Source organism: Paenibacillus herberti, from assembly GCF_002233675.1.
GTDB lineage: Bacteria > Bacillota > Bacilli > Paenibacillales > Paenibacillaceae > Paenibacillus_O > Paenibacillus_O herberti.
Map to the genome: position 1 here is coordinate 2,257,047 of NZ_NMUQ01000001.1, position 17,633 is coordinate 2,274,679.

12 protein-coding genes and 2 tRNA genes are annotated in these 17,633 nt (G+C 41.9%); 8 read left to right on the forward strand and 6 right to left on the reverse strand.

What is annotated here, in order from left to right:
- Positions 1–3 precede the first annotated feature (3 nt).
- Both CGZ75_RS10375 and CGZ75_RS10380 read left to right on the forward strand, forming a co-directional pair.
- Complete coding sequence (locus CGZ75_RS10375) at positions 4–696, forward strand: response regulator transcription factor (protein ID WP_089524092.1); 693 nt, start codon at positions 4–6, stop codon at positions 694–696.
- Positions 674–2,911, forward strand: a complete 2,238-nt coding sequence (locus tag CGZ75_RS10380; RefSeq protein ID WP_141136713.1) for a sensor histidine kinase — start codon at positions 674–676, stop codon at positions 2,909–2,911. The genes CGZ75_RS10375 and CGZ75_RS10380 overlap by 23 nt, the downstream gene beginning before the upstream one ends.
- A 477-nt stretch (positions 2,912–3,388) precedes the next feature.
- Here the strand turns inward: CGZ75_RS10380 and CGZ75_RS10390 are convergent, their stop codons facing one another.
- From CGZ75_RS10390 to CGZ75_RS10405, 4 genes are all read right to left on the reverse strand, one after another.
- The gene (locus tag CGZ75_RS10390; protein WP_089524094.1) at positions 3,389–5,269 is read right to left on the reverse strand and encodes an ABC transporter ATP-binding protein; all 1,881 of its coding nucleotides are present in this window, start codon (positions 5,267–5,269) and stop codon (positions 3,389–3,391) included.
- Positions 5,266–7,488 carry an ABC transporter ATP-binding protein gene (locus tag CGZ75_RS10395; protein WP_089524095.1) on the reverse strand — a complete coding sequence of 741 codons (2,223 nt, stop codon included), beginning with the start codon at positions 7,486–7,488 and terminating at the stop codon, positions 5,266–5,268. Before CGZ75_RS10395 ends, CGZ75_RS10390 begins: the two co-directional genes overlap by 4 nt.
- 18 nt (positions 7,489–7,506) lie before the next feature.
- Positions 7,507–7,989: a MarR family winged helix-turn-helix transcriptional regulator gene (locus CGZ75_RS10400; RefSeq protein WP_089524096.1), complete on the reverse strand. Its 483-nt coding sequence runs from the start codon at positions 7,987–7,989 to the stop codon at positions 7,507–7,509.
- Between the two features lie 217 nt (positions 7,990–8,206).
- A tRNA-Ala gene (locus tag CGZ75_RS10405) sits at positions 8,207–8,281 on the reverse strand.
- Between the two features lie 189 nt (positions 8,282–8,470).
- Between CGZ75_RS10405 and CGZ75_RS10410 the strand changes: the two genes are divergently transcribed.
- Genes CGZ75_RS10410 through CGZ75_RS10420 form a run of 3 tightly spaced genes read left to right on the forward strand, consistent with a single transcriptional unit; the run spans position 8,471 to position 10,370 of the window.
- Positions 8,471–8,845: a GntR family transcriptional regulator gene (locus CGZ75_RS10410; RefSeq protein ID WP_089524097.1), complete on the forward strand. Its 375-nt coding sequence runs from the start codon at positions 8,471–8,473 to the stop codon at positions 8,843–8,845.
- Positions 8,845–9,696, forward strand: a complete 852-nt coding sequence (locus CGZ75_RS10415; protein ID WP_089524098.1) for an ATP-binding cassette domain-containing protein — start codon at positions 8,845–8,847, stop codon at positions 9,694–9,696. Before CGZ75_RS10410 ends, CGZ75_RS10415 begins: the two co-directional genes overlap by 1 nt.
- Complete coding sequence (locus CGZ75_RS10420) at positions 9,696–10,370, forward strand: ABC-2 transporter permease (protein WP_089524099.1); 675 nt, start codon at positions 9,696–9,698, stop codon at positions 10,368–10,370. The genes CGZ75_RS10415 and CGZ75_RS10420 overlap by 1 nt, the downstream gene beginning before the upstream one ends.
- 481 nt (positions 10,371–10,851) lie before the next feature.
- On the opposite strand, the gene CGZ75_RS10425 is transcribed toward CGZ75_RS10420, so the two are convergent.
- Entirely contained in the window at positions 10,852–12,606 is a 1,755-nt protein-coding gene (locus CGZ75_RS10425) for a S9 family peptidase (RefSeq protein WP_089524100.1), read from the reverse strand.
- A gap of 202 nt (positions 12,607–12,808) precedes the next feature.
- Between CGZ75_RS10425 and CGZ75_RS10430 the strand changes: the two genes are divergently transcribed.
- Positions 12,809–12,884: transfer RNA gene (locus CGZ75_RS10430), tRNA-Ala, on the forward strand.
- A gap of 505 nt (positions 12,885–13,389) precedes the next feature.
- On the opposite strand, the gene CGZ75_RS10435 is transcribed toward CGZ75_RS10430, so the two are convergent.
- Positions 13,390–13,671 carry a hypothetical protein gene (locus CGZ75_RS10435; protein WP_176444759.1) on the reverse strand — a complete coding sequence of 94 codons (282 nt, stop codon included), beginning with the start codon at positions 13,669–13,671 and terminating at the stop codon, positions 13,390–13,392.
- 155 nt (positions 13,672–13,826) lie between these two features.
- Between CGZ75_RS10435 and CGZ75_RS10440 the strand changes: the two genes are divergently transcribed.
- Both CGZ75_RS10440 and CGZ75_RS10450 read left to right on the forward strand, forming a co-directional pair.
- Entirely contained in the window at positions 13,827–15,062 is a 1,236-nt protein-coding gene (locus tag CGZ75_RS10440; protein WP_089524101.1) for a hypothetical protein, read from the forward strand.
- Positions 15,063–16,069: 1,007 nt separating this feature from the next.
- Entirely contained in the window at positions 16,070–17,281 is a 1,212-nt protein-coding gene (locus CGZ75_RS10450; RefSeq protein WP_089524103.1) for an IS701 family transposase, read from the forward strand.
- Positions 17,282–17,633: the final 352 nt, after the last annotated feature.

The window sequence follows — 17,633 nt, forward strand, 5'->3', positions numbered from 1 at the left end:
TAGATGGAGCAGCGTGTGGTGCTTATCGTCGACGACGATAAGGAAATACGAGACGGCATTGAGATTTACTTGAAGCACGAAGGTATTTCCGTCTTGAAGGCCAAAGACGGATTGGAAGCGATGGAGATGCTAGAGTCAAGCGAGGTACATCTCATCATACTCGATATTATGATGCCGAGACTTGATGGGATAACGGCAACTTTTAAAATCCGAGAGCGTCGCAATCTTCCCATTCTCATTTTAAGCGCCAAAAGCGAGGACAGTGACAAAATACTGGGATTACATGTAGGAGCAGACGATTATGTGACCAAGCCATTTAATCCCATGGAGCTTGTTGCCCGGGTGAAGTCCCTTTTAAGGAGATATGTTAATCTGGGCTCTTTTGAAGGTGCAAAAAAGACTATTAATCTGCAAGATCTTATGCTAGACCAGGAAGCTAAGGAAGTATCCGTCAGTGGCGAAGCTGTCAGGCTGACGCCTATCGAGTATAAAATTGTGGAGCTGCTAATGTCGCACGCGGGACGAGTCTTCTCGATTCAGGAAATTTATGAACGTGTTTGGAAGGAACCGGGTTACAACGCCGAAAACACGGTTGCTGTCCACATCCGCAAAATCCGTGAAAAAATTGAGATTAACCCGAAAAACCCAAGATATTTGAAAGTGGTGTGGGGAATTGGATACAAAATGGAGAAGTAAAACTCGTTTTATTTTGTTTGCGCTCTTGTTGGTCATTGGTCTGAGTGGGCCGCTAACGTTATTGAATCAAGGAAGCTATTACCTTCAACGTGATTACTTCAGTACACAGGAATTCCGTCAGGAGCTGAATCAATTTTCCTCCCATTTGAGTCTGTTTGAGTTGAACTCACTCTCACAGCAAGAAGCGAAAACGTCCATTACGGTGGAGAAGGATGAGATTGTTAATTATCGCAACCAATTTGGCTCTCTTACGAACCAGGTTAACTCTATCCACGACGAATACGAGACGCTCATTCAGGATGCGCGTGCCGGTAACAACAACACTGTAGCCAACTTTTACGCAGCTCAGAGAGATAGCAAGGTAGAAGATCTTATGAAGCTATTCCAGGATGATGAGAGCGCCATCGCTCAGATCCGTAAGGAGAAGGAGCATAAAATAGACCGCTACTATAGATTAAGGGAGCAATACCGTCCTGAGTACAATCGTTTGCTGGATGAGTTCGATTACTACATACGAAATACTTCGAAGGGCAAAGTCCATTCAAACATGAATGTTGAGGGAGAGCGGCCAGCTCGCAACAAACTTTCCGACAGAGGTTATGTTTATGCTACCGACTATACTATAGACACCACTAATTCACTGCATAGCTCGATTGAAGGGCACGAACTACTAGCCGCTTCGTTCAGCCCTTATCAGGGCTGGATCGCGGTGTCAAAGGACAGTCCACTGCAGGAAGCTGCAAAGAGATACAGGTGGGAGCAGCTAATCCTGTTCGCTTATGTCCTCACAAGCAGTGTTCTACTTGTCGTAAGCTTAACTCGCTTCAAAAGCATTATGTCTACACGAGATGAGGCAAGCTGGTGGGCGATTGGCTATCGCAAGCTTCCTTTAGATGTAAAGATGTTATTTATTAGCGGAACGGCAGCACTGACGGTCAGCTTGCTGAGCAACTTCGCGAGTTATTACCCTTCCGTATACGATATACCTTTGATTTACGGCGGAAAACTGCTTGTTTCACTGACAATTGCGGCAATCAGCATGGCGTTGACCCTTCTTCAAGGGAAGCTCCTTGTTAACGGACTTCGGAGTTGGAATGAGGTAGGAAAAGAATGGTCTCATTCCTTATTACATCGAAGCGGTTCGCGTGTGAAAGCGAGCTTTGTACAAACCATGAATCAATTTAAAGACTCATTCATTTATAAAAGCACTGGAATTCGGCTGTCCCTTTTTACTATTATTTTTATCGGATCGGGCTTTATTGGAGGATGGGCGGCGTTTACGAACAATGATACCTTATATGCACTACTTGCACTGACTACGGCAATTGGGATTGCCGCATTCTTTCTATTGTTCCGACAACTGGGGTACTTGAACCGGATCGCCAAGGCTGCGGATGAACTGGCCGCCGGTCGAATGCCCGACGCGCTTCCCCAGTCAGGAAGTGGCGTAATTACTTCTCTAGCGATCAATATTAACGCATTAAGGCAAGGCGTCAGCATGCTTCAGAACGAACAAGCCAAGAGCGAGAGGCTGAAGACAGAACTGATTACGAATGTCAGTCATGATCTGCGAACTCCCCTCACCTCCATAATTACTTACACAGAGCTGCTGAAGTCAGAGGAAGTAACAATGGAAGAACGCGCAGCATATGTCGAGATTATCGACCAAAAATCGAAACGCTTAAAAACGATGATTGATGATTTGTTCGAAGTGTCGACCATGACCAGCGGCAATGCGAATTTACTTTTGCAGAAAACCGATCTCGTCCAGCTTATGCAACAAGCTGTAGGAGAACACAAGGAAGCTATGGACAATTCAGACGTTCAATTTCGTATTTCATTGCCGGAATACCCGATATATTCTCCTGCAGATGGACAAAAGTTATGGCGAGTTTTCGATAATCTGATCGGTAACATGTTGAAATATTCTCTTAATCATACTCGCGCCTATATCTCCATGCAGCTGTCGGAACAAAAAGTGACGATTACATTCAAGAATGTATCCAATTATGAAATCAACGATAATGCCGAGGAGCTCTTCGAGCGCTTCAAACGCGGGGATACGTCTCGTCACACCGAGGGATCAGGCCTCGGACTAGCGATTGCCAAAACTATCGTTGACCTTCATGAAGGCCGCTTGATTCTGGAGACCGATGGGGATTTGTTTAAGGCTTCTGTTATTCTTAAAGTTGAAGAGGCTTCAGTTGGGATTTAAGCGGAACTAAGAAGATCGTTGGAAAACAATGTTAAACGACATTTTTTCCCAATTAAGGATTCGACTGAGATCAGATTCGTCTTATCATTGTGGGTGACCAGGAACACTTTTATAGCCATTTTTGTTCTATATAAAAATCAAAAAGCACCGGGAAATCCCGGTGCAGTAAGGTTTTAATTTGGTGGAGCCTAGGTGGATCGAACCCCTGACCTCATCGCTGCCAGCGATGCGCTCTCCCAGCTGAGCTATACACCCAATAAATCAGATTGTAGGTCAGCGAAAAAGGGGCAAGCACGACTGTAATCGCCTGCAAGCCCCTCCCTACTTATCTACATGATTGTCATCAATGTGCAGCCCTAGCTTTCGCAGGTTGCTCCTTTTTAATGTATATATGACTATATTAATGTGTAATTCACCTACATCAACGAGTATCAATCCCATTAAATGCGTAGATGTCTTACCTCCACCAAACACGTATTAACCTACTTCTTCCTCGCCCTCAGAGAACTGGCTGTTGTACAAGCTTTCGTAGAAGCCGTCTTGAGCTAACAGCTCATCATGTGTGCCTTGCTCGATAATATCACCATCCTTCATAACAAAAATGAGATCGGCATCGCGAATTGTCGACAGACGGTGAGCAATTACGAAGCTGGTACGTCCTTTCATTAGGTTCGCCATCGCTTTCTGAATGAGAATCTCAGTGCGCGTATCAACCGAGCTTGTCGCTTCGTCCAAAATAAGCATTTGTGGATTCGATAAGATCGCACGCGCGATTGTAAGCAACTGCTTCTGGCCTTGTGACATATTGCTTGCTTCCTCGTTAAGGACCATATCATAGCCGTCTGGCAGTGTACGAATGAAATGATCCACTTGAGCAGCCTTAGCTGCTGCGTAAATCTCTTCATCAGTTGCATCGAGCTTGCCATAGCGAATATTTTCCTTAACCGTATTGTTATACAACCAAGTATCCTGCAGCACCATACCGAACAGCGATCGCAAGTCGTTGCGAGCGAAGTCACGAATGTCGGTCCCATCGATCATGATTGCACCATCTTGAATATCATAGAAACGCATTAACAACTTAATGATCGTTGTCTTACCAGCACCTGTTGGTCCAACGATAGCGACTTTTTGTCCTGGCTTTACACTCGCAGTAAAGTTGTTAATAACTGATTTCTCTGGATTATATCCAAAGTGTACATTTTCAAACGTAACAGAGCCTTTTACATGAGAAGCACTTGCTGGTGTTGTCGTATCTGCAGGCTCTTCTTCTTCAGCCAAAAATTCAAATACGCGCTCAGCGGCTGCAGCTGTCTGCTGCAAAACGTTCGAAATATTCGCAACCTGTGCAATTGGCTGTGTGAACTGACGCATATATTGGATAAAAGCTTGGATATCGCCGACAGAAATTCGGCCATTTACAGCCAAGTATCCGCCGAGAATACAAATCGCTACATACCCAAGATTACCGATAAAGCTCATTATAGGCATCATCATCCCGGACAGAAATTGTGATTTCCATGCGGATTTGTATAGCTCCTCATTATGCTCATCAAACTTTTGAAGAGACTGTTCCTCACCATTAAATGCCTTCATCACCATATGGCTGCCATACATCTCTTCGATATGTCCATTAACATGTCCGAGAGACTCTTGTTGTGCAACGAAGTGCTTCTGCGATTTTTTTACAACTAGCATAATTAAGATAAAAGACAGTGGCAAAACGCAGAGCGCCACTAACGTCATCTGCCAGCTAATCGTGAGCATCATAATCAAGATCCCAATAATACTCGTTACCGAGGTAATAATCTGGGTCATACTTTGGTTCAAGCTGTTGCTGATCGCATCGACGTCATTCGTTATATGAGACAGCACTTCACCATAATTTTTTTTATCAAAATATTTCAAAGGCAGCTTATGAATTTTCTCAGAGATATCACGTCTCAAATTATAAGTAACCTTCATCGCAACATTAGACATGATATAACCTTGAATATAAGCAAACAATGCACTAATGATATAGAGTGAAACTAGAATGATCATTATTTGGCCTACAAAACCAAAGTCAATGCCATCACCAGTACCCGAGATTACATTCATGACACCTTCGAATACTTTGGTTGTCGCTTCACCGAGTATTTTGGGACCCAATATATTAAATATGGTAGATCCAATAGCAAACAGGATGACAAAGGCTACTGCAATCTTATATGGGCCCAAGTAAGAAATTAGCTTTCTAAAAGTCCCTTTAAAATCCTTCGCCTTCTCGCCTGGCATCATCATCCCTGGTCCACCAGGTCCTCCGCCCATCGGCCCTTTATTCTTCGGTTTTTTAAACTTGGAGGCTTTATCGCTCATTGCAATTCCTCCTTCGAAAGCTGAGACAAAGCAATTTCTAAATATGTCGGGCTGTTCTGAAGCAGTTCTTCATGCGTACCGATTCCGACAATCTTACCTTCATCCATTACAATGATTTGCTCTGCATGGCGAATCGTATTTACCCGCTGTGCAACGATAAGAACGGTGCTGTCTCCTGTATATTTCTTCAACGCGTGTCTAAGAGCGATATCGGTCTTATAGTCCAGCGCGGAGAAACTGTCATCAAAAATATAGATAGGTGACTTCTTCACAAGAGCGCGTGCAATCGATAGACGCTGTTTCTGACCACCGGATACATTGGCGCCGCCTTCTGATATATTTTTCTCAAAGCCGGCCTCATCCTTAAGAATAAAGTCTGTCGCTTGAGCGATATCGGCAGCTAAATGTATTTCCTCATCAGAAGCTTCTTTTTTCCCATAACGCAGATTGCTTGCAATCGACCCTGACATCAGTTTACCCTTCTGAGGCACAAAACCGATTTGTTCATGAAGATCATACTGTGTTACATCTTTTACATTAACTCCGTTGACTATAATCTCACCCGAACTAACATCATAGAAGCGTGGTATCAAGTTAATGAGCGTAGATTTCCCTGAACCTGTTGATCCTATAAATGCTGTTGTTTCACCAGGTTTGGCTGTAAACGAAATATTAGTCAGCACATCTTCCGGTGCATCCTGGTAATGAAAGCTAACATTACGGAATTCGACTATACCCCTCTTGTCGGAATTAAATGGCTTCACCTGAGCAGGATCTTCAATAGTTAGCTTCGTTAAAAGCACTTCGGCGATACGCTGAGCAGATACCGCAGCACGCGGCACCATGATGAACATCATTGAAATCATTAGGAAGGACATAATAATCTGCATAGCATATTGCATGAAGGCCATCATATCACCGACCTGCATAGCCGATTCAGCAATCTGCTTGGCACCCACCCATACAATAAGGAGAGTAATGAGGTTCATAATGAGCATCATCGCAGGAAACATAAATACCATAACACGGCTTACGAATAAATTCGTTTTCGTCAAATCCTGGTTTGCATTATCAAAACGTTTCTTCTCAAATTGTTGTGTGCTGAATGCACGAACAACTGTAAGACCACTTAGGCTTTCTCTCGAAACGAGATTTAATTTATCAATAAGCTTCTGGATGATCTTGAACTTCGGCATCGCCAAATAGAATACAACTCCAATTAACGCAATCAGCAGGGCAACTGCCAGACCAATTATCCAAGTCATGGAGTTATTTTCTCTCATAACCATGATGACGCCGCCCACTCCTAAGATTGGAGCGTAGAACAAGATGCGGATACCCATAATAATAAGGGTCTGAATCTGTGTAATATCGTTTGTTGTTCGTGTAATTAATGATGAAGTTGAGAACTTATCAAACTCATCGTTTGAGAAACTTTCAATTTTACTGAACACATCACGACGAAGTTTTTTGGCAACACCAGATCCAACTCGTGCAGATAGATAACCGACACCAACCGCAGCAGCGGCTCCGCCTAAAGCAATCAGAAGCATAATTAATCCAGTCTTGATAATAAACGTGCTCTGAATCTTGCCTACATCCATTCCAAGCTCGCCGTACAACAGCTTAACAAAAGCTGTTCCCGTCTGAATCTGTATAGCAGAATCCATCCCATTAGCAGCTGCGATTGCTTCATCCAGCTTATCGGCAGGAAGCTCTTGGAATACTGGAATTAGTGCATATAACTCATTGAGATCAATATTGGACATATCCATCTCTTTGGAAGGAGCAGCCTCGTCACTTGATGTTGAAGCTAACTGCTTCGAGACTTGGATGAAGGTTGAAGCAGCCCTGCCGAAGATTGGATTTAATTCCTCAATAGCATGGCTATCCATGTCCTTCAAAATATAAACATTGTTACTTTCCAGAAGGGGATACTTATCGATGAAATTCTCTTCCCCTGCGTTGACAAGTGAGTAATGCCGCTCAACGATCGCTTTGTCCTGCTCCTTCATTAAGGAGGTCATCAGCGCAAAGCCATCCTCACTGATTGCTTCTGGTACAGCACTTTCAATACCGCTCTGCTGAATGCCTGTATTAACGATGTTAGACATATATTTAGGAAGATTTAAATCAGACATCGCTTGCCCAAACAATAAGGCTATAGCTCCAATGATCATCACTGTAAAGGGTTTTAAATATTTAGCGAGTTTTACCATAACATGTTCCTTTCCTCTCTAGGACTGGCGTTTTTTGATGTCATCAATGATCTCGTACAGCTGATCACATAGGGTAATGAGCTGTTCTGTTTCCTCATTCCCAAGTCTTGATACAATTTCATCTGTAAAGGTTAAGAACGCTTTTTTGGCTCTCTTTAAAGCTGCTTCTCCCTCTACATCGAGCATAATATATACAACTCTTCGGTCATTTTTGGTTGTAACTCGCTTAACATAACCTTTCTCTTCCATTCCATTGATCATCTGTGAAACTGACGGCATCGTAATCTGCAAGAGCTCACTGAGTTCGGACACTTTAATGCCTGGCGTAGCAGGCTGCTCCTGTTCGAGGGAATGTTCGCAATGCATTCTGCTACTAATGATCCCCAATACATGGAATTCGCGCTGTTTAACAATGTCTGCTAGTTGATGTTTTGATGATACACGTCTTATTTTTGACATGACCTCAATCAGCCGTTTACCTTGACTATGCTCCTGTTTCATGTTCCCCCTCCATTCTACATGGATTCATCCTTCAAACTAGTTAGCCAACCTAATTAGTTAGATATACTTTTAGTTAGTTTACCTAAATATATTCACGATGTAAATATAATTATTCACTTTTTGAGATGGAAATTATACGCTACCATAATTGATTTGTAGCCTAACCATTAACTAAACAGAAAACCACGTCCAATGGACGTGGTTGATTTGTTTATTATGGTGGAGCCTAGGGGGATCGAACCCCTGACCTCATCGCTGCCAGCGATGCGCTCTCCCAGCTGAGCTAAGCCCCCAAGGTCATTCTTACTGCTGGTCCTTCATTTTTTGGAACGTGAGAATGCTACATGCCGTGCTCCCTCCCATGAATAGTCTTTTACACAGCTACAAACGCTCGGCAAGGAATTTGAATTGATACTGCAAAGCAGTTGACACTGTTATATACTGTTGTATACTGTTTATTAGATAGGAGGAGCGATTTGAAGTGAACATAATCATTCAGCATTCATCTATGGTTCCAATTTATGAACAAATTATTGATCAGTTTAGAGGACAAATCATTAAAAACAAGTTAATTGAAAACGACCCCTTACCTTCTGTAAGAAGTTTAGCCAAAGAACTCAATGTTAGCGCATTAACTGTCAAAAAGGCCTATGACGTTCTTGAAACATCCGGATTAATCGTGACGGTTCATGGAAAAGGCAGCTTTGTAGCCAAATTAAATCCGGAAATAGAAAAAGAACATCAGCAAAAGGAAATTCAAACTGGTATCGAGTCCATTGTAAAAAAGGCCAGACACTACGGGATTTCCAACGATGATTTACTGGGGCTATTTAAACTATTACTGGAGGAATCTTAATGTTAGAAATAAAAAACTTAAAAAAGAGGTATGGCAACTTTGAGTTGGATTGTTCCTTTCATATTGATAACGACCAGGTTATTGGATTAGTTGGTCGAAATGGTGTGGGAAAAACGACTATTTTTCGTTCGATCTTAGGATTGCTCCGTCCTGATTCAGGCGAAGTCCATTTGTTTGGAAAACCTGTTTCTCAGCTTTCCGCAAACGACAAGGGACGTATCGGTGTTACCTTTCCGAATAGCTTTATCTCAGAGGGATTTACAATTACTGATGTTAAAAAAACTCTGTCCGCAACGTATTCAGCTACATTCAATATTTCTGAATTCGAGCAAAAATGTGAGCAGCAAAAATTACCCGTCGATAAAAAAGTGAAACACTTTTCAACCGGCATACAAGCTAAATTAAAATTATTGTTGGCTCTGTCGCATGAAGCCGACTTTCTGCTGTTAGATCAACCAACATCGGGATTAGACGTGATTGTAAGAAAAGAGCTTCTAGCTATGCTGCAAGCTTACCTTGGCCAGAAACACAATCGAAGTGTATTAATAAGCTCTCATATCTCCAGTGATTTAGAGCAAATATGTGATTTCATTATTTTAATTGATGATGGAAAAATTATTTTACAGGAAGAAACCGATCATCTTCTGAATAATTACGGTATTTTAAAGGTACCCGCAGAAGAGTATCCCTCGTTGGATAAAGAATTTATTCTGGCAACTAAAAAAAGAAAATACGGCTATGCTTGTTTAACGAATGAAAGAAGGTACTACCAAGAGAATAATCCAAAACTTGCAGTAGAAAAAGCTTCTGTTGATGACGTGTTGGAACTACTCATAAAGGAGGAAAAATAATGAAGGGGTTATGGGTAAAAGATTTATTGTTCTTAAGGAAGCAAATGTTGGCCGCCATATTAACCTTGATTTTAGCGATACTCAGTTTGGCTTTTTTTAGTCAAAACGGCATTATGATCGGAATGGCTATATTTTCGGTAACCGTCTCCTTCCTCATCTTAAACTCGTTAACTTTAGATCAGCAAAATCATGGATTCATGTATTTAATGACCCTGCCATTTAAAAAGAAACAATACGTCATCCAAAAATATTTATTGCTATTGTTTACCATAATATGCTCTGTGATCCTTATGACGATAATCTCTGTTATCTTCGCTGAAATAACGGATTGGAACCTTAATTTATCGGATATTTTTGTTCGTGTTTATGGTGTTGGACTCGCTATTTTATTAATTTTAATCGTTACAACTCAATATCAAATTAAAAATGGTCCCGAAAAAGCACAAGTCGCAATGTCCCTGATTGGGGCGATTGTTGCGGTTGTTGTTGGAGGGGTAATCGCATTAGTAAAATACACTGAATTGGGCTATAAAGTTTTTAATCAAATTTATACGTTTTATATGGACTATGGCAGCATTCCCTTTTTAGTTCTCTTTACAATCGTAGGGGCTGCTGTAGTTAGTACATCCTGTAAAAAAAGTATTCAGATGCTGGAGACTATGGAGATTCAATAGTGACTATGCCGGCTTGGCAAACGTGCTCACGTAAACTTTAAATATCTTTAGTTGCGAAGATCGATTTCATACAAAGTTATAGCCCTAAACACAGCGCTATTCAGCTCTATAAGCATGAAGAACGACAGCCAATTCACCGACTATCGTTCTTCATGCTTATAGAGCTATTGTTACCATTAGCAATATAGATTCTACTTCAATTAGATGCAAACCATTCTGGTAACAGTATTCTTTTTAGACAATGGTCGAACCACACTACAACCCTATTTAAATAGTCTCTTTGATACTCTTGATTCCATCCGCCCCCATGAGCGGCTTTAGTATAACATACTAAATAAGTTTCAATTCCGAGACCCTCTAGACCCAAGAATAGAGTCCTTGCTTCACTAGTCCAATGTGCGCCGTCCCATTGCATCTCACCCCCTGTTTCAATGAACAAGACAGGTGTTTTAATCGATCCGATATTCTCTAGTGACGATAGTTACTTATACATTTCAGGCCTGAGCCACATATCCTTTGGACTAGCTTCCCCTAATCGGCTGGGCCTAAAAGCATGAAAAGGAACTCCATAATTACGATCCTGGTGCAGGAAGTCGTGAATCCCGCAAATCCCAATCGCTCCCTTAAAACGATCCGTCTGTGAAACGATCCATGTCGAAAGTCCACCACCGTAACTGAACCCATAAAGTCCGACTGCATCAGGATCAGCAATTCCTTGTTCTATCAAATAATCCACACCTGCCATTACATCCTTAAAAGGATTTCTCATGATCTGCAGGTTTCCAAGTTCCTTTTGAAATTCTAAGCCGTAACCGCTGCTCCCCCTAAAATTCGGAATGAACACAGCGTATCCTTGATTGGCGAGGAAAAAAGCTGCACTTTGTCCTCCCGCGCAGTTCAACTCTTTAAAATCTGCAATAATTGTCCCTTCAGGTCCGCCGTGTAAAAACACAAGTGTAGGGACATGACTTCCTGATTCATAAGCAACGGGAAGAACAAGAAGTGACTCGATAATCCAGCCGTCCCTCTCATATTTAATAACCTTCACCTCAGGGATTGGGTAAGTAATTACCCCATCACTGAAGTGACTTAACTTCTCCATATTTCCTGTTTCAGATCTCTTCCAGATTTCCATAGGTTCGCTTGGACCGCTGTATGGGAAAATCACGGAATGTTCTTTGTGAAAACACTTCACCCCAGCAGTGTGATGATAGGAATAGATAACCCTTGTTTCATCTGTCAACTGCTTCAGCTCTCCTGTGGAAGTTTCTATTGAGAACATATAATTAGATAATCCTCTTTGCGCTGTAAGAAATACATGTGAGGCATCAAAACTAAAATCATGGAGTTTAACTTCATATCCTGGAATTTCTACTCTGCAAAGTTGCTGCAGCTTACCCTTATCCTGAAAATTGATCTCAACCGAGGAATGCAACACGGAAGCGATATATAAGCTCTGACCTTTCATTTTGATTAGATCTGCATCTCCCGAATACAAAAGTTTTTGCCCGGATCCAGAAACGAAAACTTTCTTCAGTTCATCATTTTCTTTGACTACTATCGTACCTCCGTCACCCCATCCGATTATATCCATTTCTCCATTCGAATAATGGGTCAACCGCCTATTTTCTCCAGTAATCATGTCGATCATATGCAGCTCGCATCGGTATAAAGAAGAAATGTAATCAACGTAGTCCTTATTATTCTGTTTCCTAGTTCTAAAAACCATAATATCTGTTGAGGGCTTCTTCTTCTTGTAATTATAAATCAGGGAATTTCTGGATCCATTTGGCATAAGCCTGTAAGCAATCCATTTCCCGTCTGGAGACCAGCAAAGCTTTGTAAATTGAAATGGATTTTGGACGGAGGAATGAGTACTAGAAACTTGTCTTTTCCCAGAACCGTCTTGATTCATTACCCAAATTTCCGTTTTTCCAGAAATACAAGATAGATAAGCGATCTTACTTCCATCAGGAGACCAGCTTGGAGCATGGGCATCTTCATCAGAGGACAAAAGCTCAGTGTAAGCACCGTCATTAAGGTTTAGGAGCCGGATTGAACGATTACGCCTCCCCTGTTCATATTCTTCTTCAGGCATATCATGATTTCCGAAAACGATCAGAGCTTGCTGGTCATCTGGCGAAATTGACAATTCTTCATAATCAAAGTAGTTAGCCGCTATTACATCATTTTTTAACTGCTCACTGATTAATGAGTCGTCGGTAACCTTATTCACCTATATTACCTCCCACTTCAAGTAGAAAGAACATACATTTTCCACGAAGTGAAGCATTCCTCTTTTCACTGGCTTTCATTTAGCGGTTGTTAATTTAAAAAAAATGTTGACATGGTTTTGGTCAGCATGATATGATCTTTCTTGTCGCAGTAATCATTTTCAAAAAGAAAATGGATTGAATACATACGACATTCATTTATACGGGGCCTTAGCTCAGCTGGGAGAGCGCATCGCTGGCAGCGATGAGGTCAGGGGTTCGATCCCCCTAGGCTCCACCAAATTAAAACCTTGTAGCACCGGGAAATCCCGGTGCTTTTTGATTTTTATATAGAACAAGAATGGCTACAGATGCGTTCTTGGTCACGCGTCTGGTCACATGAGTTGAATTTTCATTGCTTTTATAAAGCTAAACAGTTGATTGCGCGATGGTTTGTGTACACTAATTTTCGAAGCTAAGAGTTCTCGTAAGCTTAATGCTACGATTGCGATCCTTCATTCTTAAAAAGCATATCTCCGAACTGAAGTGCGGTCTCTTTGTGAACTGAAGGCAAAATGGTTAGCCTATTGCCGAGCATCCTATTATACAGACAGACAATGGTTGGGAGGGAATGGAACTCTTGGTCGAATGAAAGCCGATGGAGATCAAGACGAAGAAGGTCTACAACGTCACCGAAGGTCTGTACGCATTCAATTTCTAATCAAGCGTTATGGGGGAGAGCGGGTCACCGCTCTCTTTTCTATTGCATGAAGCGTGATAAAAATAAGGAATCAGAAAGAGGGAGTCTATTTGCTCTTCAGATTCTCCTCATCATTTTTCTTATTTTGGGTTAATTTTATTTTGTTTTGTCGAGAGTAAGTTGATATTGAAACAATCAGATTTAATATTCCGACTAGAATCGTCCCTATCATTAAAATAAGTTGAACTGTAGTAGGTCCAGGTACTGTCCCGTCGCCAACTGCTCCAGTTCTGGGTTGTTTCATATCCCAATAACCATATAATAATCCAATCAGAGGGACCAGAATCGTTACAACGCTCGCCACCATGTATGCCACATACTTATTCATTTTATCTCCTCCTAACAATTAAATGATACTACACATTATAACCTCGTAGTACCTAAAATGGAAAAAAGGGACCTTAGTACTATATATTCCCTTACCAAATTCAGGTTAAAATATTTTTGTAAATATTAGAAAATTCTTGTTTTTAAGGAGGAATTATGTCAAAGAACAGAATTAAGAAACTTGTCGTGGCAATGAGTCTAGGTTCACTACTAAGTTTAACAGTGCTTCAACCGATTTCGGCTGAAAACTCATCTGTGAGTAATATCGAGAAAAAATCGCCGATCACAACTGTGGAATCATACATAATTGAAACTTATTCTGATACACAAAATTCTGAAGGTTATTTTGAGAAAATTGGATATGAAGTTGTCAGTGCTACAACGAAGATCGTTGAGGGTACTGATGATACGATCGAAGCTGAGACAAGTTCCGTTTCTGATTTTTACAGCAATGATGGATCTTATATCAAAACGGTAATCAAAAATGATCACGCAACAAACAATTATTCAACGGGTAAAGCTCTCGTTAAAAATCAAAATGTTACTACATCCTCGCCTGCGAACGATAATTCTCAACTTGCTTCTTTTATTAAGAACAAAGATACATTTGAGAAGAACACTTTAGATACGGATCAACAATTAAAACTTTCCAAAAAGATTGAAGAGCGGGTCAAACTCCTTCCTGATGCCGAATCTCGAGAAGTAAAGGGAATATCCCGTGACGAGCTAGAGAAGGTAAAACAAAAAATTGCTGAGCAGACGTCAAAGAGAACAGTGTCGAATACCACAAGTGACTCGTTCGTTGATACCACTCTTCCGTCAGTTGCGGATCAGTCGAATTTTTCCACTAGCAGTTCAATGATGGTAAGTACGTGTCCATCTAACACCAATGGTGTTGAATCTTGTGGGGCATGGGATAATTATTATCGGCATAATATATTAAATGGGGATTTTACTGTGCAAGTCTTGGGGCATGCTGGAGAAGATAGCATGTATTCGAGATTGCATGGTAGTATTGGCACGGACACTGCTAAGGCTACAAGACTTTCCACGTTTAAACAACAAATTAATACCTATGAGAGATATATCGTAGATGATCTTGAGGCAGGAGTATTTTGGGAGATTGTTGGTTGGGCATCGGCGCTTGCTTCATTCATTCTTTTGGTACAAGGCTTTGGAACTGGACCCGTGGGATGGGTAGCGGTGGTAGCGCTCTACTCGAATGCGATCCTTACGTTTGCAGGCTTTACCTCTTCAGCATATGCAACCAATGCCAGGCTGCAAATAAGCAAGAATGCAGCTTCACAACTAAGCAATGCTAAAACTACTCATTACAACATGTTATACAATTTTGATCATAATTACGGTTCTGTATATGAGTCTGGATTCTAATTTTAATAAACCCGCCCATGACGGAGAGTGCTTAAGCTAAGGCATGGAAATGGTTCTCCGTTTAGTAGTGTAGAGACTGCTGCTTTTCTTGAATTATTCAAAAATGGAAATATTTTTCGGCATTGTCTAACCAAAGTTGATTTGCTCCCCTTTAAGTAGACAAGTTAAAAAATAAACCGGCTACTTGGAAGTCACTGAAGAACTCACCAGTTTTACATTTCGGTTGCACATATAATTGCAATGAAGACATCCGTCCAACGATTGGACGGATGTCTTCTCTTTTAGGAGCTGAATCGGACTGTATTTACCGTTGTTTTTGTCGATTAACTTAAGGTTCACGGCAAATATAGGGCTGATCTGCTGTTCGTAATCCTGTTGCATTTTCGGCGTGATGCCTTTTCGATCGTCTACAAACAACTGAGAGTGGTTCTGAATCGCTTCCGTCCTTCCATCGGGTGAGGACATTGGCATGAATGCCATGTCATCTGCGAGCTGGGAAAATGACTATTCTTCTTTCAAAACTTCTAGCACTAGATGTGCTTTTTCCTCGGGAGTGAACTTCCTTCCTGTAGATTTCATACAACTAAGATACTCCTTTTTCGATGTTTAGTTTCTATGTAGCATTATAGATAATGGATCTTTTATTGGTCGAGTAGGCGGGGACTTTCCGTCGCGGATTGTACCCCTACTCCTCACAGATCCGTACGGGCGCATTTTACGCATACGGCTCTTCACATCATCCTTACAGCTTTGGCATGTCGTAGATATTGACGTAGACGCGCGGTTTGGGCAGCTTGAAGTTCTTTAAGACTTCGAAAAATCTCTCCTTCGTGAAACTCTTTTTCTGGCTTCTGCAATTTAGCCATTTCAGCATCAGGTTAATCGTTATCTATAAATGAGCAAATTCACTTCCAGTAAACTGTAAAACAAAAAAGAAGAGAGACAAAGCGTTCTCCTTGTGGTAAAAAGTAGTCACCACAACTGATTTTCACCAAGGAGAAATTGCTATGTCTCATACTTTCATCCTACCCGATCATGCCGCGCTTCGCAATTACTTGTTACAACACCGGTTACCGCTGTATTTTTCTAAGCCGGTCGTGGCGCATATCGAGACCTACATGGCGGCGGCTGCAGCGAAAGATTTTCGTGGCAAGGTAGTGGATCTAGCCGAGTATAGTAGCTGCCACCGTACGACACTTGGGCATTTTCTGGCCGAAGGCAAGTGGGATGAAGCGGTGTTGCAAAACAAAGTCAAGGTCGAATCACTTCGGTACGTGGTTCAAATAGCCAAGCAGACAGCAGAGCCGCTGTTTGTTATTCATGATGATACGATCTCCAAGAAGACAAAGCCTTCGTCACAGGCGCAATCTCCGATGGAGCAGACCGGGTTTCATCATTCTCACTTGGAAGGAAAAGTGGTTTGGGGCCATCAAGTTCAAGCGACGGTGGTCCAAAGTAACGACACTTCTTTGATCCATTCCATTGACTTGTACGACAAAACGAAAACGAATCCCGACGGCACGGTGTATACAAAAATAGATCATGTGTGCGATATAGCCGCTACGCTGCCTCTTCCGCCTCATGGCGGTTACGTGCTTGTGGATTCTTGGTTCACTTGCTCTCGCGTAATCGACAGCTACGCCTCTGCTGGCTACCATCTTATTGGTGGTCTTAAAACCAATCGGATTATCTACCCGCAAGGGATCCGTATCTCCCTAAAGGATTTTTCCGCCCATATCCGCAAAGAAGACGTTCGCCTTGTGACCGTGAACGGAACTTCATACTGGACATACCGATATGAAGGCGCCTTGAACGATATTGAAAATGCTGCCGTTCTGCTGTGCTGGCCGGAGCAAGCGTTTGGTGTGCCTAAAGCGCTACGCGCTTTTTTGTGCACGGATGTTTCCTTGGATACGGAAACGATTTCCATGTATTACAGCAAGCGTTGGCCCATTGAGATTTTTTTCCGCCAGTCCAAAAACAATCTTGGCTTCGATACCTACCAGGTTCGTTCAGCAACGGCATTTACCCGCCTATGGGCGTTGCTGGCTTGGACACATTTGTACTGTACTACAGGGTTAGGGCAACCCTGCCCTTTTGGCGAAGGATTGCGTACGGTTCGGAAGCAAGTCCAACTGGACCGACTTCAGTTTGTCTACGATTGCGGCAAGAACGGCATTCCATTTCACGTAGTTCGTGAACAGTTCAAGTTGGCTTGACCTATTTTGGGATTTTTTGTATCCGTTTTTGCTCATTTATAGTCGTTATATCATAATAGGCGTGTACCCTCTCGAAATTATCCGTAATTCCATAATATCGGTAGTGCCCTGCCAGTTTGGCCCGGAGCGTTTTGAGAAACATCTTCTGTTCCATATGACGATTAGCCTTGATCCATGTTTTCATCGCTTTAACCTTTTGTTTGAATTTTTTTCCACTTGTTTTGCGTTTAACCCGAAACATACCGCCGTCCAGTAAGCCAAAAACCATCTCAACGAGCTCATTCTTGCTAAGCCTCATCGCTTGCTCCCGGGCTAGTTTCATGAGATCTCCTCCGTTGTATTCCTTGTTAAG